The following is a 23,130-nucleotide window of genomic DNA, read 5'->3' as shown; positions in this document are numbered from 1 at the left end:
GCGAAAACCGGGGTGGCGCGCGCTAGGCACGCCCCCCGGCTTCAAGACGTCAGTTGAAGCGGTTGTCCCTCGGGAAGCCGCGCGGGGCCATCTTGCCCGCGCCGGCGCGCTTGCCGACCCAGTCGGTGACATCCTCGGTCCGGGTGCGCCCGGCGGGGTCCTTCCAGCTCAGCCCATCCGCCAGCACGAAGGTGGTCACATCCGCCAGCCCCGAGGCCGAGCGGTCCAGCGGCGCCAGCCCGAAGGGCACCTTCTGCAGGCGCACGCCCTTGCCCCGGCCCAGTTCGGGCAGTTCCGACAGCGGGAACACCAGCAGCTTACGGTTCTGTCCCACGCTGGCCACGTGATCCCCCGTCACGACACGGCAGGCAATAGCGCGCACGCCGTCCTTGACGTTCAGCACCTGCTTGCCCGCGCGGGTCTGCGCGATCACGTCGTCGCCCGGCACCACGAAGCCGTTGCCCGCGTCCGAGGCGACCAGCAGCATCTGCCCCGGCTTGTGCACGCTCAGCGTCACGATCTCGGCCTCGTTGGGCAGGTCCACCATCAGGCGCACGGGCTCGCCCATGCCGCGCCCGCCCGGCAGGTTCGACGCCGCCAGCGTGTAGAACCGCCCGTTCGCGCCGAACACCAGCAGCTTGTCCGTGGTTTCCGCGTGGAAGATGAAACGCGGCCCGTCGCCGTCGCGGAACTTCAGCTCCGAGTCCAGCGCGATATGGCCCTTCATCGCCCGGATCCAGCCCATTTTCGAGCAGACAACGGTGATCGGCTCCCGCTCGATCATCGCTTCGAGCGGCACCTCCTCGACTTCCGGGGCCTCCTCGATCTGGGTGCGGCGGCGGCCCTCGGGGGTGCCCTTGCCGAACAGCTTGCGGATTTCGCGAAGCTGATCGCCGATCCGGGCCCATTGCAGCCCCTCGTCGGCCAGCAGGTCCTGCAGGTCCGTACGCTCAGCCAGAAGCTCGTCACGCTCGCGGCGCAGCTCCATTTCTTCCAGCTTGCGCAAGGAGCGCAGGCGCATGTTCAGGATCGCCTCGGCCTGCACGTCCGTCAGCTCGAACTCGGCCATCAGCGTGGCTTTCGGCTCATCCTCGTAGCGGATGATCTCGATCACCCGGTCGAGGTTGAGATAGGCGGTCAGGTAACCTTCCAGCACCTCAAGGCGGTGATCGATCTTGCCGAGGCGATAGCGCGCCCGGCGACCCAGCACGTCGCGCCGGTGGTCGAGGAAGGCGCGCAGCACCTCCTTCAGCGAGCAGACCTTGGGCGTGCGCCCGTCGACCAGCACGTTCATGTTCAGGTTGAAGCGCGTTTCCAGTTCGGAGGCGCGGAACAGCGCCTCCATCAGCACGTTCGGCTCCACGCTGCGTGAGCGGGGTTCGAGGATCAGGCGGATATCCTCGGCCGATTCGTCGCGCACGTCGGCCAGGATCGGCAGCTTCTTGGCGGTGACCAGCTCCGCGATCTTCTCGATCAACCGGCCCTTCTGCACCTGGAAGGGGATCTCGGTGACGACGATCTGCCACTGGCCGCGGCCCAGGTCCTCCACCTCCCATTTCGCGCGCACACGCATCGCGCCGCGCCCGGTGCGATAGGCCTCGGCGATGGCCTCTCGCCCCTCGACCAGCACGCCGCCGGTGGGGAAATCGGGCCCCGGAATGTAGTTCAGCAGCGTGTCGTCGCGCGCGTCGGGCGTGCGGATCAGGTGCAAACAGGCGGCGACCAGCTCATCGATGTTGTGCGGCGGGATGTTCGTCGCCATGCCCACCGCGATCCCGCTGGAGCCGTTGGCCAGCAGGTTCGGGAAGGTGGCGGGCAGCACGACCGGCTCACTGTCCGAGCCGTCGTAGTTCGGGCGGAAATCGACCGCGTCCTCGGCCAGGCCCTCCATCAGGCTCATGGCGGCGGCGGTAGCGCGGGCTTCCGTGTAGCGCGCGGCGGCGGGGTTATCGCCGTCGATGTTGCCGAAGTTGCCCTGCCCGTCCACCAGCGGCACGCGCATGTTGAAGTCCTGCGCGAGGCGAGCCAGCGCGTCATAGATCGCCTGGTCGCCGTGGGGATGGAAGTTCCCCATCACCTCGCCGCTGATCTTGGCGCATTTGCGGAACGGGCCGGTGGGTTCCAGCTTGAGGTTGCGCATGACGTAGAGGATGCGCCGGTGCACCGGCTTCAGCCCGTCGCGCACGTCCGGCAGCGCGCGATCGGTGATCGTGCTCAGCGCATAGTTCAGATACCGCTCCCCAAGCGCCCGGCTCAGGGATTCGGTCAGGTCGCCCTGCGGCGGTATGTCGGGTGTGTCGATGTCGTCAGCCATAGATGTTGTGGTACACCGCCCGGTTTGAACGGTCCAGCGCGGAAACGCGGGGCGGGGCCTTATTCAGCGGGGATTTGCGGGGGTACAACGCAGCTGCGCGCGGCGTGAAGCCGCCGTCGTGAAGTCCCGTGCCGCGAACAGCCGCACCCAAAACTCGATTCATCGTCTATGATGGAAACAGGATCGCTTTCATTCCCTCCCCCGGCAGGAGAGTGGCACCATGGCCCAAGCAGGTTTCCAAGACACGAACGCCCTCGTTTCGGCGAACTGGCTCCAAGCGCATCTGTCCGACCCGGACCTGCGCATCTTCGATTGCACCTCCTACCTGCGATACGGAGAAAGCGAAGATCACCCCTACAGGTATATCAGCGGTCGTGCCGACTATGACGCGGGCCATATCCCCGGCGCAGTCCACCTGGACCTGCAGGGCGCGTTTTCAGACCCGCACAGCCCCTTTCTGATGACCCTTCCCCCGGCCAGCGCCGCCGCCGAGGCATTTGCCCGCCATGGCGTCGCCGAAGGCACCCGCGTGGTGCTTTACGCCCGCGACAGCATGCAACGCGCGACGCGGTTCTGGTGGATGCTCCGCTGGCTCGGGTTCGACGATGCCGCGGTCCTCGACGGCGGCTACAATCATTGGGTGGCCGAAGGGCGCCCCATATCAACGGCGCGAGGCGGGTATCCCCGGGGCAGCTTCTCGCCCATCCCGAGACCCGAAGTCTTCGCAGGAAAGAACGAAGTGCTTGCGGCGATCGGCACGCCGGACACATGCCTGATAAATGCGCTGAACTCGAGCCTGCACAGGGGCGAGGATGCGAGCTATGGTCGGCCGGGTCACATCCCCGGAAGCGTCAACATCCCTGCGGCCTCCCTGCTGAACCCCCAGACATTCGAGATGCTGTCGCCAGGGCAGCTTGCGAAGGTATTCGAAAGCGCGGGAATCACCCACGGCAAACGGATCATCACTTACTGCGGCGGCGGGATAGCCGCGACGCTTGACGCCTTCTGCCTGCATCACCTCGGGCACCGGAACGTCTCGGTCTACGACAACTCCATGAGTGAATGGGCAGCGGACCCGGATCTGCCAATGGAAACCGGCTGACGCCGGGGACTAGTGGCATCCGGCTTTTCCGAAGGCGGTATCCGGTATCGTGGGGCATGTGCCCGCCTGTCATTCGCACGCCCCGGCGCGCTGCCGTGGCCATGTCGCCTGGCACCCGCCGCGCCCCCACGCCCGCTTTCCGTGACACAGCCCCGCCTGCCCGCTGGATCAACAACCCTCTTTGGGTCATGCTGATGCCCATGGGCCACCCTGCCAACGACACCTCCCCGCGCGTGCGCCGCTGGACTTACACCGCCGAGGCGGACGAGGTATCCCTCGTCCTGCCCGATGGGTGTGTCGATATCCTCGTGTCCTCCTGCCCCCGGACCGGGCGTGAGGTGGTTGGCCTCACCGACTGGGACGCCGCACCACGGCAGGTGAGGCTCGCGGCGGGCACCACCCTGACCGGCTATCGCTTGCGGCCCGGCTCCACTGTCCGCCTGCCTGATCTCAGGATCGAAAGCCGGGAGCTGTCGATCTTGGAGGCGGAGATCGAGGGCGCGGCACGGCACGACCCGGAGGTGACCGAGATCATCGACGCCCTCGGCCGTCCGGGCGGCAGCGTCGCGCGCCTGGCCCGGCAGCAGGGCGTGTCGGAACGCACCCTGCAACGCCATTTCAGGACCCTGTCCCTGCCGACCCCGGTCTTCTGGCGTCAGCTGGGGCGGGCACGGCGGGCGGTGCAGGCGCTGCCGGTTCGCGTGCCGCTGTCGGATATCGCGCTGGAATACGGCTACAGTGACCAGGCCCACATGACGCGGGAGTTCGTGCGCTGGTTCGGACAAACGCCCCAGCAGCTTCGCCGAAACCCGGGCACCATGAACGACCTGGCGCAACCGGGTTTGGGCAATTGGTCAGCGGGGATCGGCCTGAAGCCTGAGGGCCCGGCGTAGGAAATCCTCGCACCGCTTGTCTTCGATGTCGAACAGGCTGGCAAGCTTTATGTGACGTCGATGCTTTCCACGGCCTTCCAGGATTTCCCCCGGGTCGTCCAGCCGCGCGCCGTTCGTGAACTCCAGCGAGACGTGGTCCTTGTGGGCGAAGACTCCGCAGAACTGCGACCTGGGCTCTCCGGGGATGCTTTCGACCATGGTGCCGCCGTATTTTCCGACGAACACCGCCTCCGGCGCGACCGAAAGGGCCAGGGCTTTCAACCGCGCGACAATCTCATCCATCATCGCGTCACCCGGGCATCTGCACGGCCGAGCAGATCTCGATCAAATAGCCATTCGGATCCGCCACGTAGGATGTCGTCTGCCCCCAGGGTTCATCGCGCACATCCTGGATCAGCGTCGCACCGGCATCGAGCGCCCGTCGCAAGGCCCCCGACACGTCATCCGTTTCGAACGCGATCTCGAACGTCGGCGCAGCAGGCTCAGGCGCAGCCGGGGTCTTGCCCAACTGGCGCATCAGCGCGGTCGAGGAAAAGGCCAGCTTGGTGGTCCCGGTCGCCAGCTCACCGTAATCGCCGCTTTCGTGCAGGAAGGTCCGCTCGAAGCCGAAGGCCCGCTCGAAAAAGTCCAGGGACGCCGCAACGTCCTCCACGTAGAAAATTGTATAACGAAAGATCATTCGAATTCCCTCGGTTATGGTTCTTGCAAGACAGCCCTACGCCGCATCGGGATGATATGTCTTGAAGAAAACCGACATTCATTGGCGGGGCGATCTCAGGCACTCCCCCCGCTCACGTCAACGTGTCGCGTGTCAGCCCCGGCGTGGGCTGGTATGACGGGCGGACAACCCCAGCCGCACGGAAAGACCGGGCATGACTCAGAAGACCATCCTTATCACCGGCTGCTCCTCGGGCATCGGCCATGACGCCGCCCACGGGCTGGCGGCGCGGGGCTGGCGGGTGTTTGCCACCTGCCGCCAACCGGACGATTGCGCCCGCCTTCAGGGCGAGGGGCTGGAGAGCTTCCCACTCGACCTGGCGCAGGAGGACAGCATCGCCGCCGGCGTGGAGGAAACCCTTTCGCGGCTGGGCGGCGCGCCCGATGCGCTGTTCAACAACGGCGCCTTCGCCCTGCCCGGGCTGGCGCAGGACGTGCCCCGCGCGGGGCTGCGCAGCCTGTTCGAGACGAACCTTTTCGGGCAGATCGACCTGACCAACCGCCTGCTCCCGGCGATGCAGGACCGGGGCGCCGGGCGGATCGTGATGAACTCCTCCATCCTCGGCTTTGTCGGGGCGCGGGCGCGGGCGGCCTATGTCTCCAGCAAGTTCGCGCTGGAGGGGTACACGGATGTCTACCGGCTGGAAAACCGCCACCCGAACATACACTTCGTGCTGATCGAGCCGGGGCCCGTCACCTCCTCGATCCGGGCCAAGGCGATTCCCCATTTCGAGCGCTGGATCGACTGGGAAAAGTCGCGAAACCGCCGTTTTTACGAAACCCAGCTGATGCCCCGGCTCTACAACGCCACCGGGCCCAAGGACAGTTTCGAGTTGCCCGCCTCGGCGGTCACGCGCAAGCTGGTTCATGCGCTGGAATCCCCGCGCCCGAAATTGCGATACTACGTCACCACCCCCACATACATGGCCGGGGCGATGAAACGCGTCTTGCCCACCCGGCTGATCGACCGGGTGTTGCGCAAATTCTGAAGGCTGCGGGGGGTGACTTCGGCGCTGGCCGAGTTAGCTGCCCCGCAAAGCGAAAACCGATAGGAGCCACTATGGCCGACAATCCGCTGTTCTACGTCGCCCTCTTCGCCTGTCTCGCCGTGGTTGCGGTGCTGCTTGTCGGGATCGGCGGCTTCGCCAAGGGGGGCGATTTCAATCGCAAGTACGCCAACAAGATCATGCGGCTGCGGCTTCTGATGCAATTCATCGCGGTCATCGTGATCGTGGTCGTAGTCTGGGTCAGCCGGGGGGCAAACTGATGGTCGTTCTGAACAAGATCTACACGCGCACCGGGGACGCCGGGGAAACCGCGCTCGGCAATGGCAGCCGGGTGGCGAAACACTCGCCGCGTGTCACCGCCTATGGCACCGTGGACGAGGCGAACGCCACCGTGGGCCTTGCGCGGCTGCACGCGGAAGGCGCGCTCGGCGCGCGGCTGTCGGCGATCCAGAACGACCTGTTCGACCTGGGCGCGGACTTGTGCACGCCGGACATGGAGCTTGACCACGAACGGGAATACCCGCCACTGCGCATGACCGCCGCGCAGGTCACCCGCCTCGAGGCCGAGATCGACGAGATGAACGCAAACCTCGAACCGCTGCGCAGCTTCATCCTGCCCGGAGGCAGCGCGCTGGCCGCCCACCTGCACCTGTGCCGCACCGTCAGCCGCCGTGCCGAGCGGCTGGTGGTGGAGCTTGCGACGACGGAAAGCGTGAACGAAAGCGCGCTGCGCTACCTCAACCGGCTCAGCGACTGGTTCTTCGTCGCCGGTCGGATCGCCAACAACGACGGCAAGGACGATGTCCTCTGGGTGCCCGGCGCGAACCGGGACTGACCCAAGACTTCGGAGAACGAAAAACGGGCGGCCCAAGGGCCGCCCGTTCGCATTTGTGCAGCGGGCTTTGCGCCCGCGCCGCGCTTACTGGTCGGAAACCATCGTGGTGGAACCGAAGGCCTGGAAGCCGCCGATGACGCCCACGGTTCCGGTACCGTCGTTGACGTTACCGGTCATTACACCGCCCACTTCCTCGCCGCCGGGGCCGAAGAAGGTGGCATCCACATCCAGCGTGCCCGAAACGATCGGGTCGGTGATTTCCATGGCGCCGGTGAACCCGTTGCCTGAAATGTCGCCGGTCAAAACCGCGAAACCGCTGTTCGCCAGGTCTTCCCCGAACGTGCCTGTCACACCGCCGGACGCGAAATCGACCATGATTTCCGCGCCGCCGCCAGCTTCTAAGCTGTCATCCCTGCCCGTCGTGTCAAAGATACTGAACTCGCCCGTATACGTGACAGAAGCGTCGGGCAGGTTCTCGATACGCGTCTCTGCCCCGACGACACCGATGCCGACGTTGCCACTGCTGGCGCTGCCGAAGAGTACCGCGCCGGAATAGCTACCGCCGGAACTGTCGAAAACGGCGAAGTTACCGTTCTGATCCGCGTAGAAGATGCCCCCATCTGGACCGGGCGCTTCGGTCGCATCCAGCGTGTAACGCGTGCCGCCGATGGTCAACTTGATCTGCTGGTAGTCAGGGCTCACCTCCAGCAGGGCCTCGCGCGGGCGGGGATTGGTTTCATTCAGGGCGGCTTGCGCGACGCCCCCCGACACACCGCCGTCCACCATCTTGGAGGCCATGATATCGGTCGGAGCGTCCGCGTATTGATGCGTGATGCCATTGTTGCTGGAGCCACAGGCCGCCACGCTCGCCATCAGGCCAACGACAGAAATTGTTCGAAGCATAATAATAGTTCCTTGGGTATTCACAATTAACGCGGCGCTCCTGAAGAGCGACTAAGGCAGGAATAAGGCAAGCGCGCCGGCGGCGCGGCCCGGACCGGGCCGATCGCTGGCGCGCGCCCTGTGCCACGGCCAAGGAAAACTGGCCTCCCGGCGGTACTTACCCGCGAGATTCGCAATTTTATGTTTTTTTCCAGGGCCCTGGCCTCAACAACCCAGGGCGATACATTCCGTCTTGAACTGCCCCATTACCGCCACATTCGACCCTCCGGCCGTCACGTCGCCGGTCAGGGTGCCGCCCAACTCCTCCGCGGCGGGGCCGAAGAAAGTGCCATCCACGTTCAGCGTGCCCGACAGGTCCGCGTTGCTCACCACGAGGTCGCCCTCGATGCCGTTGCCCGCGACCTGGCCGGTCAGCACACCGAACCCGTCCGGCGTCAGCCCCTCGCGGAAATCCCCCGTGACCCCGCCCGAGACGAAATCGACCGTGATCTCGGCAAAGCCGTTGGCGCCCGCGGCAGCCGTTTGCGTCGGGGCGCCGACGAACTGGAACAGCCCGTCGTAGGTGAGCGTTGCATCGGGCAGATTCGCCTCGGGCGTTTCGGCGCCGAGGATCCCAAGCGCGATGACCGCGCCGCTGCCGTTGGTGAACTGCACGACGCCGGAATAGTCGCCGCTGCCTGTCAGGAAGGTAGCGGTGTTGCCGACGGCGTCCAGGTATAGCCCGCCGTTTTCCGAGCCGGGCTGGAATTGCGTCGCCTTCAACTGGTAGCGGGTGCTGCCGATGGTCAGGAAAACCTCCTGGTAATCCTCGCTCGCCTCCAGCATGGCGGCGCGCTTGCGGCTGCTGTTGCTCAACACGTTCAACTCGGCCAGCGCGCCCGACACGCCCCCGTCCACCATCTTGGATGTCATCACGTCGGCTGAAGAGTCCGCGAACTGGGGCGTCACGCCGTCCCCACCGCCGCCTCCGCCGACAGCGCCTTCGCATGCGGCAAGGCCGAGGATCAGCAATCCGGCTGGAACGTGTCGATACATGGGATGGCCCCCTCCAAAGCGTTAATGAAGTGTTAACGCTAGTGGCAGGGGCCCGCGCGCGCAACATGCCAGGGACTTCCGTACGCGCCCTCGTCCGAATGGAGGCGACATTCTTGCCCTTGCACCCCTCCCCAAGGAAAGGCTACTCAAATCGCAGATTTTCGGCCCGGGGATGCGGGAAGGGTGTCTTCACGTCCCCAAGGACAGACCCCGCCGCCGCTTCGGAGAAGGCAACCACCACCTGCCCGGGGCCCCGGGCAAACCTAGGGAGAGCGCGAGACATGAAGGTCCTTGTCCCCGTCAAACGGGTGATCGATTACAACGTCAAGGTTCGTGTGAAGGCGGACGGATCGGGTGTCGATCTGGCGAACGTCAAGATGTCCATGAACCCCTTCGACGAGATCGCCGTCGAACAGGCCATCCGCATGAAGGAAGCTGGCCAGGCGGACGAGGTTGTCGCCGTTTCCATCGGCGTGAAGCAGGCGCAGGAAACCCTGCGCACGGCGCTGGCCATGGGGGCGGATAGCGCCATCCTGATCGTGGCCGCCGACGACGTGAACACCGACATCGAGCCGCTGGCCGTCGCCAAGCTGCTGAAAGCGGTGGTCGACGAGGAACAGCCCGGCCTCGTGCTCTGCGGCAAGCAGGCGATCGACAACGACATGAACGCCACGGGGCAGATGCTCTCCGCCCTGCTCGGCTGGAGCCAGGCGACCTTCGCCTCCGAGATCGCGGTCGAGGGCGAGCACGCCGTCGTCACCCGCGAAGTGGATGGCGGGTTGCAGACGATCAAGGTGAAGATGCCCGCCATCGTCACCGTGGATTTGCGCCTGAATGAGCCGCGCTACGCCTCGCTGCCCAACATCATGAAGGCCAAGAAGAAGCCGCTCGATGAAAAGACTCCCGCCGATTACGGCGTGGACGTCGCCCCGCGTCTGACGGTGGTGTCCACCACCGAACCCGCGGCCCGCGCCGCTGGCGTGATGGTTGGCTCGGTCGATGAACTTGTCGCGAAACTCAAAGACGAAGCGGGGGTGATCTGATGGCTGTTCTTCTTCTTGCGGAAGTGACCGACGGTGAACTGGCGCTGGACGCCACCGCCAAGGCCGTGACCGCCGCCGCGCAACTGGGCGACGTGACCGCGCTCTGCGCCGGGGCGTCCGCCGCTGCCGCCGGTGAGGCCGCCGCGAAGATCGAGGGCGTCGCCAAGGTGCTGGTGGCCGAGGATGCCTCGCTGGGGCACCGCCTTGCGGAACCCACCGCCGCGCTGATCGCGTCGCTGGCCGGGGACTACACCCACATCGTCGCCCCCGCCACGACCGACGCCAAGAACATCCTGCCCCGCGTCGCCGCACTGCTGGACGTGATGGTGATTTCCGACGTCTCCGGCATCGTGGACGCGGACACGTTCGAGCGCCCGATCTATGCAGGTAACGCGATCCAGACGGTGAAGTCGGGCGATGCGATCAAGGTCGTCTCGATCCGTACCTCCACCTTCGATGCTGCCGGTGAAGGCGCTGCGGCCCCGGTCGAAAGCATTTCGGCCGCCGACAATCCCGGCCTGTCCGAATGGGTCGAAGACAAGGTCGCCGCAAGCGATCGCCCGGACCTGACCTCGGCCAAGGTCGTCGTGTCCGGCGGGCGCGGCGTCGGCTCGGAAGAAAACTTCGCCCTGATCGAGCAGCTGGCGGACGCGCTTGGCGCAGCCGTGGGCGCCTCGCGCGCCGCCGTGGACTCGGGCTATGCCCCGAACGACTGGCAGGTGGGCCAGACCGGCAAGGTCGTCGCGCCCGAGCTTTACATCGCCGTCGGCATCTCCGGCGCGATCCAGCACCTGGCGGGGATGAAGGATTCCAAGGTCATCGTCGCGATCAACAAGGACGAGGAGGCGCCGATTTTCCAGGTGGCCGACTACGGACTTGTGGCCGACCTGTTCGACGCTGTGCCGGAGCTGAAGGACAAGCTGGGCTGAACGCCCCGCACAACCAATCGCGCGAAGGGCCCGGAACCATTCCCGGGCCCTTTTCGTTGGAATGTGGCAATGATGAAAACAGGACTCTCCGCGCCGCGCAGCATCGGCGACGTACTCACCCAGCTAGAGTCGCTGGGCGATAGCGACAGCGTGACCATCGGAGAGATCCTCGGCTCCTACGGTCAGAAGTCCTTCCTGCCGACGCTGATGATCCCCGCGCTGATCGTCACCTCGCCCCTGTCGGGCGTACCGCTGCTGTCCTCGATCTGCGGGCTGACCATCGCCGCGACGGCGGCACAATGGCTGACGGGGCGCGACCGGATCTGGATGCCCGCCTTCCTGGCGCGCCGCAAGGTGTCCGGCCCGCGCCTGAAGGCAGGCGCCGCAAAGCTGGAGGGGTTGGGGCGCTGGCTCGACTCCCGCTCGCACGAGCGCTTCAGTCCATTGTTGCGCCGCCCGCTGCGCTGGTTCCTGCCGCTGGCCTGCATGCTCGCCGGGCTGGCGATGCCGTTCCTCGAGTTCGTGCCGCTGACCAGTTCCATCCTTGGCCTTGCGGTGCTGCTGATCGGGGGCGGGGTGCTGATGCGCGACGGGCTTTTCGCTGCCGTCGGCCTGACGGTCATGGCCCTGGCCGCCAGCATTCCCTTGTCGCTGCTGCTCTGAGGCGGCGAAATAGGTGCCTGGCGCGGGTCCTGCGTTGTAGACGCCGCCGGTTTGCCCTAATCAGGCAGCGAACAGGCATAACGCAGGAGAGGGTCCATGACCGACATTCGCTCAATTGGCGTGATCGGCGCAGGTCAGATGGGGGCCGGTATCGCCCATGTGTTCGCGCTCGCGGGCTACGACGTGCAGATGAGCGACATCTCGGAAGAGGCTCTGACGCGCGCCATGGACAGCATCACCGCCAACCTGGAACGCCAGGTCCGCGGCGACAAGATCACCGAGGCGGAGATGAAGGCGGCCCTCGCCCGCATCTCCCCCACGATCGACCTCGCCCCCGTCGGCGCCACCGACCTGGTGATCGAGGCCGCGACCGAGAACGAGGCCCTGAAGCACGAGATCTTCCGCAACCTCGCGCCGCACCTGGCGGATCACACGATCCTGACGTCGAACACCTCCTCCATCTCGATCACGCGCCTCGCCTCCGGCACGGACCGCCCCGAGCGCTTCATGGGGTTCCACTTCATGAATCCAGTGCCGGTGATGCAGCTGGTCGAACTGATCCGGGGCATCGCGACGAACGAGGAAACCGTCGAAACCCTGCGCGGCGTGGTCGAGCGGATCGGCAAGACCGCCTCCTCGGCTGAGGATTTTCCCGCCTTCATCGTGAACCGCATCCTGGTGCCGATGATCAACGAGGCGATCTACACCCTTTACGAGGGCGTGGGCACCGTGCGGTCCATCGATACCTCCCTGAAGCTGGGGGCAAACCACCCGCTGGGGCCGCTGGAGCTGGCGGATTTCATCGGGCTGGACACCTGCCTTGCGATCATGAACGTGCTGCACGACGGGCTGGCGGACACCAAGTACCGCCCCTGCCCGCTGCTGGTGAAATACGTCGAGGCCGGCTGGCTGGGCCGCAAGACGGATCGCGGCTTCTACGACTATCGCGGCGAGGAGCCGGTGCCGACCCGCTGAGCGGCGGCAAGTCGATCTCTGAAATGTGAGCGGACCGGGGCGCGGCGCTGCGCTATCCTTCCTTGTGAGAGAGGGGGGCGTGATGCGCAGCCTGTTCGCCACCATCGTCTGTCTGATGGCCCTGCCCGCACTGGCCCTTGCGGCGGAATGGTCCGTGGTCGAGCCCGAAACCCGGGTCGAGGTGGACGTGGCCTACCTCGGCTCGGTGGTGACGATGCGCTTTGACACGGTCAAGGGCGCGATCCTGTTCGACGAAAAGCACCCCGAGCGCGCGAAGGCCAACATCCTTGTCGGCACGCGCGACGTGGACACCGGCCTTGGCATCGTCAATGCGCTGGTGCGCAGCAAGGACTACCTGAACACCAACGCCTACCCGACCATCGGCTTTCGCCTGCGCAAGCTGGTGCAGACCAGCAAGTCCACCGCCGATATCTTCGGTGACATGACGCTGCTCGGCATCACCCGCCCGGTCGCCTTCCGCGCCACGGTCTTCCGCTATGGCCCAAGCCCCGTCGATCCAGCACGCTTCGACGCCGGCTTTACCCTGAGCGGCGCGGTGGACCGGCGGGAGTTCGGCCATACCGAGGGCTATCCCGCGGTCGCGGCGATACTGCCCGTGCGCATCCGGCTGCTGATGCGCTCCGCCGGATGAACCAAACAGTGTAAGCGCTTGCTGGCCACTGTATCAGAATTGGCGACAATCAGTTGGGGCGTTTGCCCGCTGACAAAGGGGCCCTGACGGCCATATGACGCTCCTCGACAGTTCTTGAAAGGAGCCACACCAATGATCCGCACCCTGACCCTTGCCGCCGCCCTTGCCACCGCGCCCTTGGCCGTCTCTGCCACCGAGTGGGAGCTGGACAAGGCCCATACCGCTATCGTCTTCGAAGTCAGCCACTTCGGCTTTTCCAACACCGTCGGCGTGTTCCGCGACATCGAGGCCGACATCACCTTCGACGCCACCAACATCCCCGCCACCGCCGTGTCGGTTAGCGTGGACGCCGCCAGCATCGACACCTTCTTTGCCGAGCGCGACGAGCATATCCGCACCGGCGATTTTCTTGACGTCGCCGCCCACCCCGAGATCACCTTCACCTCCACCAGCGTGGTGCAGACAGGCGACGACACCGCCGATGTGACCGGAAACCTGACAATCCTGGGCGAAACCGAGGAAGTCACCTTCGCCGCCACCCTGAACAAGATCGGCGCGAACCCCTTCGATCCCTCGCGCCAGGTGGCGGGCTTCCGGCTGACCGGGGAAATTGACCGCACCGCCTTCGGCATGGACTATGGCGCACCGGCAATCGGGGCGATTATTCCCGTCACCATCGACTTGGAGATCGGCGCCCCCGCCGACGCAAGCTGACGCCGCTGCGCCCCCGCCGCCTGTTTCGCGCGCGGGGGCCCGCCCCTGAAGGAGGCCGCAGATGAGCCTGAAGAACACCACCACCGCCTGGGGCTGGCCCGCCCGCGTTCTGCACTGGGTCATGGCGCTGATGATCCTGGCAATGCTGGGCGTGGGCACCTACATGGCCAACTTCGAGAAGGACCTGATCGCCCGGCTGGAACTGGTGCAGACCCATAAAAGCGTAGGCTTCACGGTCTTTATCCTGGCGTTGATCCGTATCGGCTGGCGGCTGGCCAACCGCGACACGCCCGCCCTTCCACCCGCGATGCCGCGCTGGCAGAAGGCGGCCTCCCACGCGTCACACCTGGCGCTCTACCTGCTGATGCTGGCCCTGCCGTTGAGCGGCTGGCTCATGGCCTCCTCCTCGCCATTGAATGACGAGGGGGCGTACCCGATGCGCATCCCCAACATGGTCTTCGGCCTGTTCGAGATGCCGGACCCGTTTCCCGTCGGCTCCAAGGCGCTGAGCGATGCGCTCTACCAGTTGCACGGTGCGCTGGCGCTGGCACTGGAGCTGATCCTGCTGGTGCACCTCGGCGCGGCGCTGAAGCACCATTTCGTGGATGGCGATACGGTGCTGAGCCGGATGGTGAGCGGTCGTGGCCAGCGTTAGCACCCGGCCCCGGCGCGGGAGCCTCCGGCGGGGATATTTGAAGACTTTGGAAGGGGGGCGCGGGTCAGTCGGAGGGGCTCCAGCGGTGCACCTCGCCCGTTATGCCGTGCAGCCCACCGGGAACGAGCGCGCGGCCCAGCACCCGGTCGGGGTTGGTGGGGGGCGGGAAGGTGACCGGCACCTTCTCGAATCCGAAGCGGCTGTAGTAGGGCGCGTCGCCCACCAGCAGGACCCGTTCCCAGCCCGCCGCGGCGCCCCGCGCCAGCCCCTCGGCCATCAGGAGCGCGCCGAGCCCTTCGCCCTGCCGCGTGGGGTGCACGGCGATGGGGCCGAGCAGCAGCGCCGGGGCGTTGGTGTCCCCCACGCGCACCGGCCAGAAGCGCAGGGCCCCCGCCAGCACGCCATGGGAATCGCGCGCCACGCAGCTGAGGCTGACGAGCGGCGGCACGCCATCGCGCAGCCGGTAGGAGCTGAGCGCCGTGCGCCCGGGCGCGAAGGTCAGGTCGTAGAGGTTTTCGACCTCATACATGTCGGCCGGGGTTTCTTCGGTGATGCGGTACATGGGACGCGGGACTCAGGCTGGGGAGGGGGCAAGCGGACGGAAAGGGTATCTACCCTCGTCGCTGGCCTGTCTTGCGCGTTCGCCCCATGGTGCAAGTGCCCCTTTCCGCATGTCTCACCGGGGTTTGCGGTATCACGCAACGTGCGGGGCGTCCAACGAAACCGGGCGCGTCCCCTGCCCGCCCGGGACTATCGGATTTCGATCCGGCTGAAATCAAGGTAAAGCGGTCCGAGCCCGCATTTCGAGGAGACGCCCATGTTCTACCGTCCCGGCATCGATGACCACGGCCTGCCGCACAACCCGTTCAAGGCGATGGTCACCCCGCGCCCGATCGGCTGGATTTCCAGCCAGGACGCCGAGGGACGGGTGAACCTTGCGCCCTACAGTTTCTTCAACGCGCTGTCGGATGCGCCGCCGCTTGTCATGTTCTCCAACAACGGGGGCAAGCCGGATCAGCCCTACGCCAAGGACAGCGTCGCCAATATCCGCGCGACGGGCGAGTTCGTGGCCAATGTCGTCGGCTTTGCCATGAAGGACGCGATGAACGCCACCTCGGGCAACTACCCCGCGGGCGAGGACGAGTTCGCGATCGCTGGGCTGACGCCCGAGCCCTCGGCGCTGGTCGCGCCGCCCCGCGTCGCCGGGGTGCCCGGCGCGCTGGAGTGCAAGCTGTGGAAGATCATCGACCTGCCGGGGCAGAACAACGTCATGGTGATCGGCGAGGTCATCGGCATCTACATCGATCCGGCGATGCTGAACGAGGGGATTTTCGACGTGACCCGCTACGCCCCGCTGGCCCGGCTCGGCTACCGCGACTATGCCGCCGTGCGGGAGGTGTTCTCGCTGACCCGCCCCGGCCAGGACTGAGGACCGGGGGACGCCCGCTCACAGGGTGTTGGCGAACAGGTCCACCGGCGTCGCCACACTCATCCCCCCGTCCAGCGGCAGGATCGCGCCGGAGACATAGGCCCCCGCCGCCGAGCACAGGAAGATCGCCGCGCCCGCGAGGTCCGATTCCCGGCCGATACGGCCGAGCGGCACGTTGCGCCCGACCCTCTCGGCACCCTCGGGGGTGCCGGTGGCGAAGGCAGTCATCTTCGAGGGGAACGGGCCCGGCGCAAGGGCGTTGGCGGTGATGTGGTCGGGCGCGAATTCGGCGGCGAAGACCTTGGTCATGTGATGCACGGCGGCTTTGCTCATCGTGTAGGAATAGGCGCCTTCGGTCACCGGAACGCTGCCCATGACGGACCCGATGTTGAGGATCCGCGCCGGGTTCTCAGCGCTGGCGGCGGCCCTGAGCAGGGGCAGGAGGCTGCGCGTCAGGGTGAACATGCCGGCCACGTTCACCCCCATCACCCGGGCCCATTGCTCATGCGGGAAGGTTTCGATCGGCGCGCCCCAGGAAACACCGGCGTTGTTCACCAGGATGTCGAGCCTGTCGGTGCGCGCGCCGACCTCCTCGACCAGGTCGGCGATTCCCTGTTCCGTGGCGACATCGCCGCCGAACCCGGAAACGCTGCCAGCCAGGCCGTCCCCGGCGATCCGCGCCGCCGCCGCGCGGCAGGACTCGGCCTTGCGGCTGGCGATCATCACCTCGGCCCCGGCCATGGCGAGACCCCTGGCGATCATGTATCCGACCCCGGTCGCACCGCCGGTCACCAGCGCGCGCCGACCCACGAGAGAAAATAGTGACGTCAATTCAGACATTTCAGCACCTCGCCCCCTGTAAAACGCCCCCGGCCAGAGAAAAGGGGACGCGACGTTAACCTTATGCTTGACATAAACTCGCCTCAATTCTGAGGGAAATAACACTCACCGGGGCGCTAGTGTGTGTGTGCGTAATGATCCTGTTTGTATGTATCCTCTCTGGGGCTATTGGTGCGTCTGTCGCTGGCGGACTTTGGCCGGAACGCAGCTTCTCGAGCGGAATTACGGTGGCGACCGGTATGATCGGCGGGACAATGTCCTGGACCATCGCGACCGGGCTGGACGTGATCGTGCCCGATGTCTCCACCTTCCTCACAATCTTTGCGATCGGCGGCGCGGGCGGCGCGATGCTGAGCATGGGCCTGGCGAGCCTGCGCAACATCCTGCGCTCTCGCTGACCACCATCCGGCAGGCGCGAGCCGGGATCCGTGTGACGGTCAGTCCCGGGGAAGCCCCAGCACATCGATCATGTCATAGGCGCCGGGCCCCTTGTCCCGCCCCCAGAGCGCGGCGCGCACCGCGCCACGGGCAAAGATCATGCGGTCCGTCGCGATATGGCGCAGGACGATGCGCTCTCCGGGGGCGGCGAAGATGACGTCGTGTTCGCCCGCGACATCGCCGCCGCGCAGGGCGGCGAACCCGATGGCGCCGGGCGCGCGAGCCCCGGTGAGCCCGTCACGGCCCCGCTCGGCCACGTCGGCCAGGGTGACGCCACGCCCTTCGGCGGCGGCCTCGCCCAGCATCAGAGCGGTGCCCGAGGGCGCATCGACCTTGTGGCGGTGGTGCATCTCCACCACCTCGATATCGAAATCCTCGCCCAGGGCGGCGGCGACCTGGCGCGTCAGGCGGGTCAGAAGGTTCACGCCAAGGCTCATGTTGCCCGCGCGGATCTGCACCGCGTGGCGCTGCGCGGGTTCCAGCGCGGCGATATCGTCGTCGGACAAGCCGGTGGTGCCGATCACATGCACCGCGCGCGCCTGCGCGGCCAGCGTGGACATCGCGACCGTATTGGCCGGCGTGGTGAAGTCGATCACCGCATCGGCCCCGGCAAACACCTCGAGCGGGTCATCGGTGACGGTCACGCCCCGCGCCGGGCCGCCGGACACTTCGCCAAGGTCGCGCCCGATCCAGTCGTGGCCCTGACGCTCGGTCACGCCGGTCAGGCGCGCGCCCTCGGCTGCGCCGACCGCCTCGATCAGCATCTGGCCCATGCGCCCGGCCGCGCCCAGCACCCCCACTCTCATCGCATCGCCCATTGGATCCGCCCTTCTGAATTCGCATCTCGCCTGAAGCGTCATAGCGTCCCGCGCGGCGCTTGGCAAAGCCTGCCGAAAGGCTTAGATGAGGCGCTCAAACCAAGGGTGACCCATGGCAAGACAAAGCACTTCCGGCCCATCGGGGCCCAGCCAGCGGCAATTGCGCGTGGGCGAGTTGATCCGCCGCGCCCTTTCGGACACGCTGGCGCGCGGGGATCTGTTCGATCCCGACCTCGACAAGACCTCGATCACCGTGAGCGAGGCGCGCATCACGCCGGACCTCAAGCAGGCGACCGTCTATGTCCTGCCCCTCGGCGGCGGAGAAGCCGACCTCGTGATCGAGGCGCTGACCCGCAACAAGCATGAACTGCGCCGCGCGGTGAACAAGGCCGTGGCGCTGAAATACTCGCCCGAGTTGACGTTCAAGGTGGACCACACCTTCGACCGGATGGACGAAACGCGCGCGCTACTGTCCGATCCCAAGGTGCAGCGCGACCTGGCCGCCCCGGACGAGGACTGACACGCATGGCACGGCGAAAGAAGGGCCGGGCGCTGACCGGCTGGCTGATCGTTGACAAGCCCGCGGGCGTCACCTCCTCCGCGGTGGTGAACAAGGCGCGCTGGCTGTTGCAGGCGCAGAAGGCGGGGCATGCGGGCACGCTGGACCCAGCGGCCACGGGGCTGCTGGTCATCGCCTTCGGCGAGGCGACGAAGGCCCTGCCCTACATCACCGACGCGCTGAAGGCCTATGACTTCACCGTGCGCTGGGGTGCCGCCACAACGACCGACGACGCCGAGGGCGAGGTGATCGCCACCAGCCCCGACCGTCCGACGGAAGAGCAGATCAACGCCGCCCTGCCCGGCTTTCGCGGCGACATCACCCAGACACCGCCCGCCTTTTCCGCCGTCAAGGTGGACGGGCAGCGCGCCTATGACCTGGCCCGCGGGGGCGAGACGCCGGAACTTCAGGCCCGCCCGCTTTACGTTGATGAGTTGACGCTGGACGCCACCCCGGACGCAGACCACGCCCAGCTGCACATGGTCTGCGGCAAGGGCGGCTACGTGCGCGCCATCGCCCGCGACCTGGGCGAGGTTCTGGGCTGCAAGGGCCATGTCGCTAGCCTGCGCCGGATCTGGTCCGGCCCCTTCGCGCTGGACGACGCCAAGACCGTGCAGTGGCATGACGACATCGCCGCCGAAACGCTGGAGGCGGCCTTGCAGCCGCTGGAAGCGGGGCTGGCGCAGGTCGCCGAATGCCGTGTCGCCCCGGGGGACGCGGGGGCCCTGTCCAACGGCAACCCCGTCACCGTAACCCACACCACCGCCGAAAACGGCGATCCGGCCTGGGCCAGCGTCTCGGGCGCGGGGCGCGCACTTGGCACCTACAAGTTCGGGCATTTCCACCCGGCGCGGGTGTTCGTGCTGCCCGAGCAGGGGTAGGCGCGCGCGACCGGCGGCTAACGCCTTGAGACAGAACTCTAAAAACGAAAAGGGCGCGCCGTTCTGGCCCGCCCATATCGCGTCTTGCAAACTGTGAACCGGATCTAGAAACCGGCCAGCGGGGGGGTGCCCCATGTGGCGCCCGCGAGCACCAGCACCATCGTACCTATTACCGCGACGCGAATTGCGTCCATCAGACCAGACATGTCTGCCATCATAACAAACCCCAACTGCATAACTCGTTACAAAGACGGCAACCGCGCCGTCTGCGAATATCTATACCAGAATCTTCGCGAAATTGAAGAAAAATTGATGTGATTTTCGCAACGTAATGCAGGTTTGGTTAACCGGACCGTCGAAAATCCGGTTAACCCCGAAGGACTTACTTGTCCTGGGGGATCACCCGCAGGCCGAGTTCTCTCAGCTGTTCGTTGGTCGGCTCGGAGGGGCCGCCAAGCATCAGATCCTCGGCGCGCTGGTTCATCGGGAACATGATGACCTCGCGGATGTTCGCCTCGTCCGCCAGCAGCATCACCATGCGGTCGATCCCCGCCGCGCAGCCGCCATGGGGCGGGGCTCCGTAGCGGAAAGCGTTGAGCATGCCGCCGAATCGCTTCTCCACCTCTTCGGGGGGGTAGCCGGCCAGCTCGAAGGCCTTGAACATGATCTCGGGCTTGTGGTTCCGGATCGCGCCGGAAACCAGCTCGTAGCCGTTGCAGGCCAGGTCGTATTGGTAGCCGAGCACGTGCAGCGGGTCGTGGGACTCGAGCGCCTCCAGCCCGCCTTGCGGCATGGAGAACGGGTTGTGCGAGAAGTCGAGCCGCCCGTCGTCGTCCTGCTCGTACATCGGGAAATCCACGATCCAGGCAAAGCGGAAGGTGTCGGTTTCGCTGAGGCCCAGCTCGTTGCCGATCACGTTGCGCGCACGCCCCGCGACGCCTTCGAACGCCTCGGGCTTGCCGCCCAGGAAAAAGGCGGCATCGCCGACACCAAGGCCGAGCTGCTGGCGGATCGCCTCGGTCCGCTCGGGGCCGATGTTCTTGGCCAGCGGGCCGGCGGCTTCCATGCCCTCGCCCTGGTCGCGCCAGAAGATGTAGCCCATGCCCGGCAGGCCCTCGCCTTGGGCAAACTTGTTCATCCGGTCGCAGAACTTGCGGCTGCCGCCCTTGGGCGCGGGGATGGCGCGGATTTCCGTGCCTTCCTGCTCCAGCAGCTTGGCGAAGATCGCAAATCCGGAGCCGGCGAAATGCTCGGACACCACCTGCATCTCGATCGGGTTGCGCAGGTCTGGCTTGTCCGAGCCGTACTTCAGCAGCGCCTCGGCATAGGGAATGCGGGGGATGTCCTTGATGACCTTGCGCTCCCCGGCGAACCGCTCGAAGCAGCCCAGGATCACCGGCTCGATCGTGGCGAAGACGTCTTCCTGCTCGACGAAGCTCATCTCCACGTCAAGCTGGTAGAAATCCGTGGGCGAACGGTCGGCGCGCGGATCCTCGTCCCGGAAACAGGGGGCGATCTGGAAATACTTGTCGAAGCCCGCGACCATGATCATCTGCTTGAACTGCTGCGGGGCCTGGGGCAGAGCATAGAACTTGCCCGGATGCAGGCGGCTGGGCACCAGGAAGTCCCGCGCCCCTTCCGGGCTGGAGGCGGTGATGATCGGCGTCTGGAACTCGGTGAAATCCTTGTCCCACATGCGCTGGCGCAGGTCCTGCACCACCTTGGAACGCAGCATGATGTTGTTGTGCAGCTTCTCGCGGCGCAGGTCCAGGTAGCGGTACTTCAGACGCGTTTCCTCGGGGTAGTCGAGGTCGCCGAACACCGGAAGGGGCAGTTCTTCGGCCGCGCCAAGGACTTCGATGTCGCGGATGAACACCTCCACCGCGCCGGTGGGGATGTTGGAGTTCACAAGGCCCTCGTCGCGGGCCTTCACCTCTCCGTCGATGCGGATCACCCATTCGGAGCGCACCTTCTCGACCTGCTCGAACACGGGGCTGTCGGGATCGGCCAGCACCTGGGTCACGCCGTAATGGTCGCGCAGGTCGATGAACAGGATGCCGCCGTGGTCGCGGACCCGGTGCACCCAGCCCGAAAGGCGGACGTTCTGGCCGACATTGGCCTTCGTCAGGTCGGCACAGGTCTGGCTGCGGTAGATGTGCATTACGGGTTACTCCGGATCGGTCGGCGGGAAAGCTATGGCGATACACAATCTTGCACCCGCTTTGTCAACCCAAGGGCCACACAGCGCTTGCTTGCAGGCAGGGGTTCTGGTCTGAAAGTGACATTAAAGAAATGTAGGTAAATGCAAGACAGTCTTCATAAAGTATTCTCGCGCTCCATTACAAAGGGGCAACTTGGCGTCACCTATCCATCGGAGCGGACCGAAACCTATGGCGGCGCCCCGATGCCCCATGACGCGGACAGCGCGCTTGCCGCGCCGCACCTTGGGCCGGTGGCGATCCGCATCGCGGATGACGCGGCGCTGAAAGCCATCCTCGCCGATCCGGGCCTCGCCATTGGCGAGATGTACATGCAGGGCCGCCTCGTCGTCGAGGAAGGGACGATCTACGACTTCATTTCCCTGATGAAGCGCAACGGGGCGATGCGCGCCCTGCCCGCGCGCACGATCCTGACGCATCTGCGCCGCTCGATTACCGGGTCGGTGCGCAAGCGGGCCGGAATCAGCGCCGCGCGGCGCAATATCGCGCATCACTACGACCTGGACGAGCGCCTGTTCCGGCTCTTCCTCGATACGGACATGAACTATTCCTGCGCCTATTTCGAGCATGATGACCAGTCGCTGGAGGATGCGCAGACCGCCAAGCAACGGCTGATTGCGGGCAAGCTGCTGAGCAAACCGGGCGGCACCGCGTTCGACCTTGGCTGCGGCTGGGGCTCCATGGCGCTCTACCTGACGGAAGTGGCGGGGCTGAAGACCACCGGCATCTCCATCTCCGAAGAACAGGTGCGCGTCGGGCAGGCCCGCGTCGCCGACAAGGGCCTTCAGGAGCGGTGCGAGATCCGCCTGCAGGACTATCGCAAGGCGACCGGCACCTACGATCACGTCACTTCCATCGGGGTGCTGGAACATATCGGCCTGCCCCAGATGGACGCCTATTTCGGCAAGGTGGCCGAACTGCTGGACAAGCAGGGCACCGCGCTGATCCACTCCATGTTCCGCACCAAGCCCGCCACCTACTCCCAACCCTTTGGCGAGAAGTACATCTTTCCCGGCGGCTACATCCCCGCCCTGTCCGAGGTGCTGCCCGCCATCGAACGCGCGGGGCTGCTGGTGAAGGACGTGGAAATCCTGCCCCTGCACTACGCGCAGACCTGCCGCATCTGGCGCGAACGCTTCCTGGCAAACCGCGAGGCGGTGCTGGAGTTGTACGACGAGGCCTTCGTGCGAATGTGGGAAATCTACCTCGCCGCGTCCGAGGCCAGCTTTCGTCATGACCGGATCCACGTCGGCCACCTGCTGCTGGCCCGCCACCAGGACCGGATCCCGATCCGCCGCGGCTGGCTTGAGCCGGAACTCGACCGCCTGCGCCGGGCCGAGGCGGCGCGCAGATAGGCCGCCGCGCCGGGCGCGCCCATGCCCGGTGCACACCGCTTTCACGGTGGCCTCTGCCGCATGGTTCAGGCCCGCGGCAGGCCTTGGCCCGACGCCCCCTTGCGCAGCCCCCCCGCAGCCCGTAAACCACGCCCAATTTGCGCGTTGTCAGGCC

Annotated in this window: 26 protein-coding genes; 17 read left to right on the top strand and 9 right to left on the bottom strand. The window is 66.2% G+C overall.

All coding sequences use genetic code 11. The features are described from left to right. Positions 1-49 precede the first annotated feature (49 nt). On the bottom strand, positions 50-2,314 hold the full coding sequence (gene parC / locus DJ029_RS10775) for a DNA topoisomerase IV subunit A (RefSeq protein ID WP_112322430.1): 2,265 nt from the start codon (positions 2,312-2,314) through the stop codon (positions 50-52). Between the two features lie 220 nt (positions 2,315-2,534). Between parC and DJ029_RS10765 the strand changes: the two genes are divergently transcribed. Both DJ029_RS10765 and DJ029_RS10760 read left to right on the top strand, forming a co-directional pair. Continuing rightward, a complete protein-coding gene (locus tag DJ029_RS10765; protein ID WP_112322428.1) occupies positions 2,535-3,416 on the top strand; it encodes a sulfurtransferase in 882 nt (293 codons plus the stop codon). A gap of 101 nt (positions 3,417-3,517) precedes the next feature. Further along, positions 3,518-4,309, top strand: coding sequence for a helix-turn-helix domain-containing protein (locus DJ029_RS10760; RefSeq protein WP_232823051.1), 792 nt, complete (start codon positions 3,518-3,520; stop codon positions 4,307-4,309). Here the strand turns inward: DJ029_RS10760 and DJ029_RS10755 are convergent. Together DJ029_RS10755 and DJ029_RS10750 are read right to left on the bottom strand one after the other, a co-directional pair. Further along, positions 4,271-4,594, bottom strand: a complete 324-nt coding sequence (locus DJ029_RS10755) for a DUF1801 domain-containing protein (RefSeq protein ID WP_112322426.1) — start codon at positions 4,592-4,594, stop codon at positions 4,271-4,273. The genes DJ029_RS10760 and DJ029_RS10755 overlap by 39 nt on opposite strands. Positions 4,595-4,598: 4 nt before the next feature. Beyond that, positions 4,599-4,988 (bottom strand): VOC family protein, encoded by a 390-nt coding sequence (locus DJ029_RS10750; protein WP_112322425.1) that lies wholly within the window; start codon positions 4,986-4,988, stop codon positions 4,599-4,601. A gap of 193 nt (positions 4,989-5,181) precedes the next feature. Here DJ029_RS10750 and DJ029_RS10745 point away from each other — a divergent pair, with 193 nt between their 5' ends. The 3 genes from DJ029_RS10745 to DJ029_RS10735 all read left to right on the top strand — a co-directional run bounded on the left by DJ029_RS10745 (position 5,182) and on the right by DJ029_RS10735 (position 6,868). Beyond that, positions 5,182-6,015, top strand: a complete 834-nt coding sequence (locus DJ029_RS10745) for an SDR family NAD(P)-dependent oxidoreductase (protein WP_112322424.1) — start codon at positions 5,182-5,184, stop codon at positions 6,013-6,015. A gap of 71 nt (positions 6,016-6,086) precedes the next feature. Further along, entirely contained in the window at positions 6,087-6,293 is a 207-nt protein-coding gene (locus DJ029_RS10740) for a twin transmembrane helix small protein (protein WP_112322423.1), read from the top strand. Then, positions 6,293-6,868: a cob(I)yrinic acid a,c-diamide adenosyltransferase gene (locus tag DJ029_RS10735; RefSeq protein ID WP_112322422.1), complete on the top strand. Its 576-nt coding sequence runs from the start codon at positions 6,293-6,295 to the stop codon at positions 6,866-6,868. Before DJ029_RS10740 ends, DJ029_RS10735 begins: the two co-directional genes overlap by 1 nt. Positions 6,869-6,952: 84 nt before the next feature. Here DJ029_RS10735 and DJ029_RS10730 read toward each other — a convergent pair whose 3' ends face one another. Together DJ029_RS10730 and DJ029_RS10725 are read right to left on the bottom strand one after the other, a co-directional pair. Beyond that, positions 6,953-7,771, bottom strand: a complete 819-nt coding sequence (locus DJ029_RS10730; protein ID WP_112322421.1) for a transferrin-binding protein-like solute binding protein — start codon at positions 7,769-7,771, stop codon at positions 6,953-6,955. Between the two features lie 204 nt (positions 7,772-7,975). Then, positions 7,976-8,806, bottom strand: a complete 831-nt coding sequence (locus tag DJ029_RS10725; RefSeq protein WP_112322420.1) for a transferrin-binding protein-like solute binding protein — start codon at positions 8,804-8,806, stop codon at positions 7,976-7,978. A gap of 281 nt (positions 8,807-9,087) precedes the next feature. Here DJ029_RS10725 and DJ029_RS10720 point away from each other — a divergent pair, with 281 nt between their 5' ends. The 7 genes from DJ029_RS10720 to DJ029_RS10690 all read left to right on the top strand — a co-directional run bounded on the left by DJ029_RS10720 (position 9,088) and on the right by DJ029_RS10690 (position 14,437). Beyond that, the gene (locus tag DJ029_RS10720; protein ID WP_112322419.1) at positions 9,088-9,849 is read left to right on the top strand and encodes an electron transfer flavoprotein subunit beta/FixA family protein; all 762 of its coding nucleotides are present in this window, start codon (positions 9,088-9,090) and stop codon (positions 9,847-9,849) included. Further along, complete coding sequence (locus DJ029_RS10715; protein WP_112322418.1) at positions 9,849-10,778, top strand: FAD-binding protein; 930 nt, start codon at positions 9,849-9,851, stop codon at positions 10,776-10,778. The genes DJ029_RS10720 and DJ029_RS10715 overlap by 1 nt, the downstream gene beginning before the upstream one ends. Before the next feature lie 69 nt (positions 10,779-10,847). Continuing rightward, entirely contained in the window at positions 10,848-11,441 is a 594-nt protein-coding gene (locus DJ029_RS10710; protein WP_232823043.1) for an exopolysaccharide biosynthesis protein, read from the top strand. A gap of 96 nt (positions 11,442-11,537) precedes the next feature. Next, positions 11,538-12,416: a 3-hydroxybutyryl-CoA dehydrogenase gene (locus DJ029_RS10705; protein ID WP_112322417.1), complete on the top strand. Its 879-nt coding sequence runs from the start codon at positions 11,538-11,540 to the stop codon at positions 12,414-12,416. Positions 12,417-12,498: 82 nt separating this feature from the next. Next, positions 12,499-13,068 (top strand): YceI family protein, encoded by a 570-nt coding sequence (locus DJ029_RS10700; RefSeq protein ID WP_112322416.1) that lies wholly within the window; start codon positions 12,499-12,501, stop codon positions 13,066-13,068. A 132-nt stretch (positions 13,069-13,200) separates the two neighbouring features. Beyond that, positions 13,201-13,782, top strand: coding sequence for a YceI family protein (locus DJ029_RS10695; protein WP_112322415.1), 582 nt, complete (start codon positions 13,201-13,203; stop codon positions 13,780-13,782). 61 nt (positions 13,783-13,843) lie between these two features. After that, positions 13,844-14,437, top strand: coding sequence for a cytochrome b (locus DJ029_RS10690; protein ID WP_112322414.1), 594 nt, complete (start codon positions 13,844-13,846; stop codon positions 14,435-14,437). Positions 14,438-14,501: 64 nt separating this feature from the next. On the opposite strand, the gene DJ029_RS10685 is transcribed toward DJ029_RS10690, so the two are convergent. Beyond that, positions 14,502-14,999, bottom strand: coding sequence for a GNAT family N-acetyltransferase (locus DJ029_RS10685; protein ID WP_112322413.1), 498 nt, complete (start codon positions 14,997-14,999; stop codon positions 14,502-14,504). A gap of 255 nt (positions 15,000-15,254) precedes the next feature. Here DJ029_RS10685 and DJ029_RS10680 point away from each other — a divergent pair, with 255 nt between their 5' ends. Continuing rightward, the gene (locus tag DJ029_RS10680) at positions 15,255-15,866 is read left to right on the top strand and encodes a flavin reductase family protein (RefSeq protein ID WP_112322412.1); all 612 of its coding nucleotides are present in this window, start codon (positions 15,255-15,257) and stop codon (positions 15,864-15,866) included. 18 nt (positions 15,867-15,884) lie between these two features. Here DJ029_RS10680 and DJ029_RS10675 read toward each other — a convergent pair whose 3' ends face one another. Then, positions 15,885-16,706 (bottom strand): SDR family oxidoreductase, encoded by an 822-nt coding sequence (locus DJ029_RS10675; RefSeq protein WP_112322411.1) that lies wholly within the window; start codon positions 16,704-16,706, stop codon positions 15,885-15,887. A 239-nt stretch (positions 16,707-16,945) separates the two neighbouring features. Here DJ029_RS10675 and DJ029_RS21740 point away from each other — a divergent pair, with 239 nt between their 5' ends. After that, a complete protein-coding gene (locus DJ029_RS21740) occupies positions 16,946-17,104 on the top strand; it encodes a hypothetical protein (RefSeq protein WP_157966341.1) in 159 nt (52 codons plus the stop codon). A gap of 39 nt (positions 17,105-17,143) precedes the next feature. On the opposite strand, the gene dapB is transcribed toward DJ029_RS21740, so the two are convergent. Continuing rightward, positions 17,144-17,962, bottom strand: a complete 819-nt coding sequence (dapB, locus tag DJ029_RS10670; protein WP_112322410.1) for a 4-hydroxy-tetrahydrodipicolinate reductase — start codon at positions 17,960-17,962, stop codon at positions 17,144-17,146. A 112-nt stretch (positions 17,963-18,074) separates the two neighbouring features. Here dapB and rbfA point away from each other — a divergent pair, with 112 nt between their 5' ends. Continuing rightward, the gene (rbfA, locus tag DJ029_RS10665) at positions 18,075-18,482 is read left to right on the top strand and encodes a 30S ribosome-binding factor RbfA (RefSeq protein ID WP_112322409.1); all 408 of its coding nucleotides are present in this window, start codon (positions 18,075-18,077) and stop codon (positions 18,480-18,482) included. A 5-nt stretch (positions 18,483-18,487) separates the two neighbouring features. Next, positions 18,488-19,402, top strand: coding sequence for a tRNA pseudouridine(55) synthase TruB (gene truB / locus DJ029_RS10660; RefSeq protein ID WP_112322408.1), 915 nt, complete (start codon positions 18,488-18,490; stop codon positions 19,400-19,402). Between the two features lie 382 nt (positions 19,403-19,784). On the opposite strand, the gene aspS is transcribed toward truB, so the two are convergent. Further along, positions 19,785-21,563, bottom strand: a complete 1,779-nt coding sequence (aspS, locus tag DJ029_RS10655) for an aspartate--tRNA ligase (protein ID WP_112322407.1) — start codon at positions 21,561-21,563, stop codon at positions 19,785-19,787. Positions 21,564-21,704: 141 nt separating this feature from the next. Here aspS and DJ029_RS10650 point away from each other — a divergent pair, with 141 nt between their 5' ends. Next, positions 21,705-22,976: an SAM-dependent methyltransferase gene (locus DJ029_RS10650; protein WP_112322406.1), complete on the top strand. Its 1,272-nt coding sequence runs from the start codon at positions 21,705-21,707 to the stop codon at positions 22,974-22,976. The last annotated feature ends 154 nt before the right edge of the window (positions 22,977-23,130 follow it).

Origin of the sequence: Oceanibium sediminis, from assembly GCF_003265325.1 — a bacterium.
In the GTDB taxonomy this organism is placed as follows: domain Bacteria; phylum Pseudomonadota; class Alphaproteobacteria; order Rhodobacterales; family Rhodobacteraceae; genus Halovulum; species Halovulum sediminis.
This window is presented reverse-complemented; position numbering and strand designations above follow the sequence as displayed.

Coding starts and splice junctions, on each gene's coding strand:
- parC (WP_112322430.1), bottom strand. CDS start 2,314: ATGGCTGACGACATCGACACACCCGACATACCGCCGCAGGGCGACCTG.
- DJ029_RS10765 (WP_112322428.1), top strand. CDS start 2,535: ATGGCCCAAGCAGGTTTCCAAGACACGAACGCCCTCGTTTCGGCGAAC.
- DJ029_RS10760 (WP_232823051.1), top strand. CDS start 3,518: ATGTCGCCTGGCACCCGCCGCGCCCCCACGCCCGCTTTCCGTGACACA.
- DJ029_RS10755 (WP_112322426.1), bottom strand. CDS start 4,594: ATGATGGATGAGATTGTCGCGCGGTTGAAAGCCCTGGCCCTTTCGGTC.
- DJ029_RS10750 (WP_112322425.1), bottom strand. CDS start 4,988: ATGATCTTTCGTTATACAATTTTCTACGTGGAGGACGTTGCGGCGTCC.
- DJ029_RS10745 (WP_112322424.1), top strand. CDS start 5,182: ATGACTCAGAAGACCATCCTTATCACCGGCTGCTCCTCGGGCATCGGC.
- DJ029_RS10740 (WP_112322423.1), top strand. CDS start 6,087: ATGGCCGACAATCCGCTGTTCTACGTCGCCCTCTTCGCCTGTCTCGCC.
- DJ029_RS10735 (WP_112322422.1), top strand. CDS start 6,293: ATGGTCGTTCTGAACAAGATCTACACGCGCACCGGGGACGCCGGGGAA.
- DJ029_RS10730 (WP_112322421.1), bottom strand. CDS start 7,771: ATGCTTCGAACAATTTCTGTCGTTGGCCTGATGGCGAGCGTGGCGGCC.
- DJ029_RS10725 (WP_112322420.1), bottom strand. CDS start 8,806: ATGTATCGACACGTTCCAGCCGGATTGCTGATCCTCGGCCTTGCCGCA.
- DJ029_RS10720 (WP_112322419.1), top strand. CDS start 9,088: ATGAAGGTCCTTGTCCCCGTCAAACGGGTGATCGATTACAACGTCAAG.
- DJ029_RS10715 (WP_112322418.1), top strand. CDS start 9,849: ATGGCTGTTCTTCTTCTTGCGGAAGTGACCGACGGTGAACTGGCGCTG.
- DJ029_RS10710 (WP_232823043.1), top strand. CDS start 10,848: ATGATGAAAACAGGACTCTCCGCGCCGCGCAGCATCGGCGACGTACTC.
- DJ029_RS10705 (WP_112322417.1), top strand. CDS start 11,538: ATGACCGACATTCGCTCAATTGGCGTGATCGGCGCAGGTCAGATGGGG.
- DJ029_RS10700 (WP_112322416.1), top strand. CDS start 12,499: ATGCGCAGCCTGTTCGCCACCATCGTCTGTCTGATGGCCCTGCCCGCA.
- DJ029_RS10695 (WP_112322415.1), top strand. CDS start 13,201: ATGATCCGCACCCTGACCCTTGCCGCCGCCCTTGCCACCGCGCCCTTG.
- DJ029_RS10690 (WP_112322414.1), top strand. CDS start 13,844: ATGAGCCTGAAGAACACCACCACCGCCTGGGGCTGGCCCGCCCGCGTT.
- DJ029_RS10685 (WP_112322413.1), bottom strand. CDS start 14,999: ATGTACCGCATCACCGAAGAAACCCCGGCCGACATGTATGAGGTCGAA.
- DJ029_RS10680 (WP_112322412.1), top strand. CDS start 15,255: ATGTTCTACCGTCCCGGCATCGATGACCACGGCCTGCCGCACAACCCG.
- DJ029_RS10675 (WP_112322411.1), bottom strand. CDS start 16,706: ATGTCTGAATTGACGTCACTATTTTCTCTCGTGGGTCGGCGCGCGCTG.
- DJ029_RS21740 (WP_157966341.1), top strand. CDS start 16,946: ATGATCGGCGGGACAATGTCCTGGACCATCGCGACCGGGCTGGACGTG.
- dapB (WP_112322410.1), bottom strand. CDS start 17,962: ATGGGCGATGCGATGAGAGTGGGGGTGCTGGGCGCGGCCGGGCGCATG.
- rbfA (WP_112322409.1), top strand. CDS start 18,075: ATGGCAAGACAAAGCACTTCCGGCCCATCGGGGCCCAGCCAGCGGCAA.
- truB (WP_112322408.1), top strand. CDS start 18,488: ATGGCACGGCGAAAGAAGGGCCGGGCGCTGACCGGCTGGCTGATCGTT.
- aspS (WP_112322407.1), bottom strand. CDS start 21,563: ATGCACATCTACCGCAGCCAGACCTGTGCCGACCTGACGAAGGCCAAT.
- DJ029_RS10650 (WP_112322406.1), top strand. CDS start 21,705: ATGCAAGACAGTCTTCATAAAGTATTCTCGCGCTCCATTACAAAGGGG.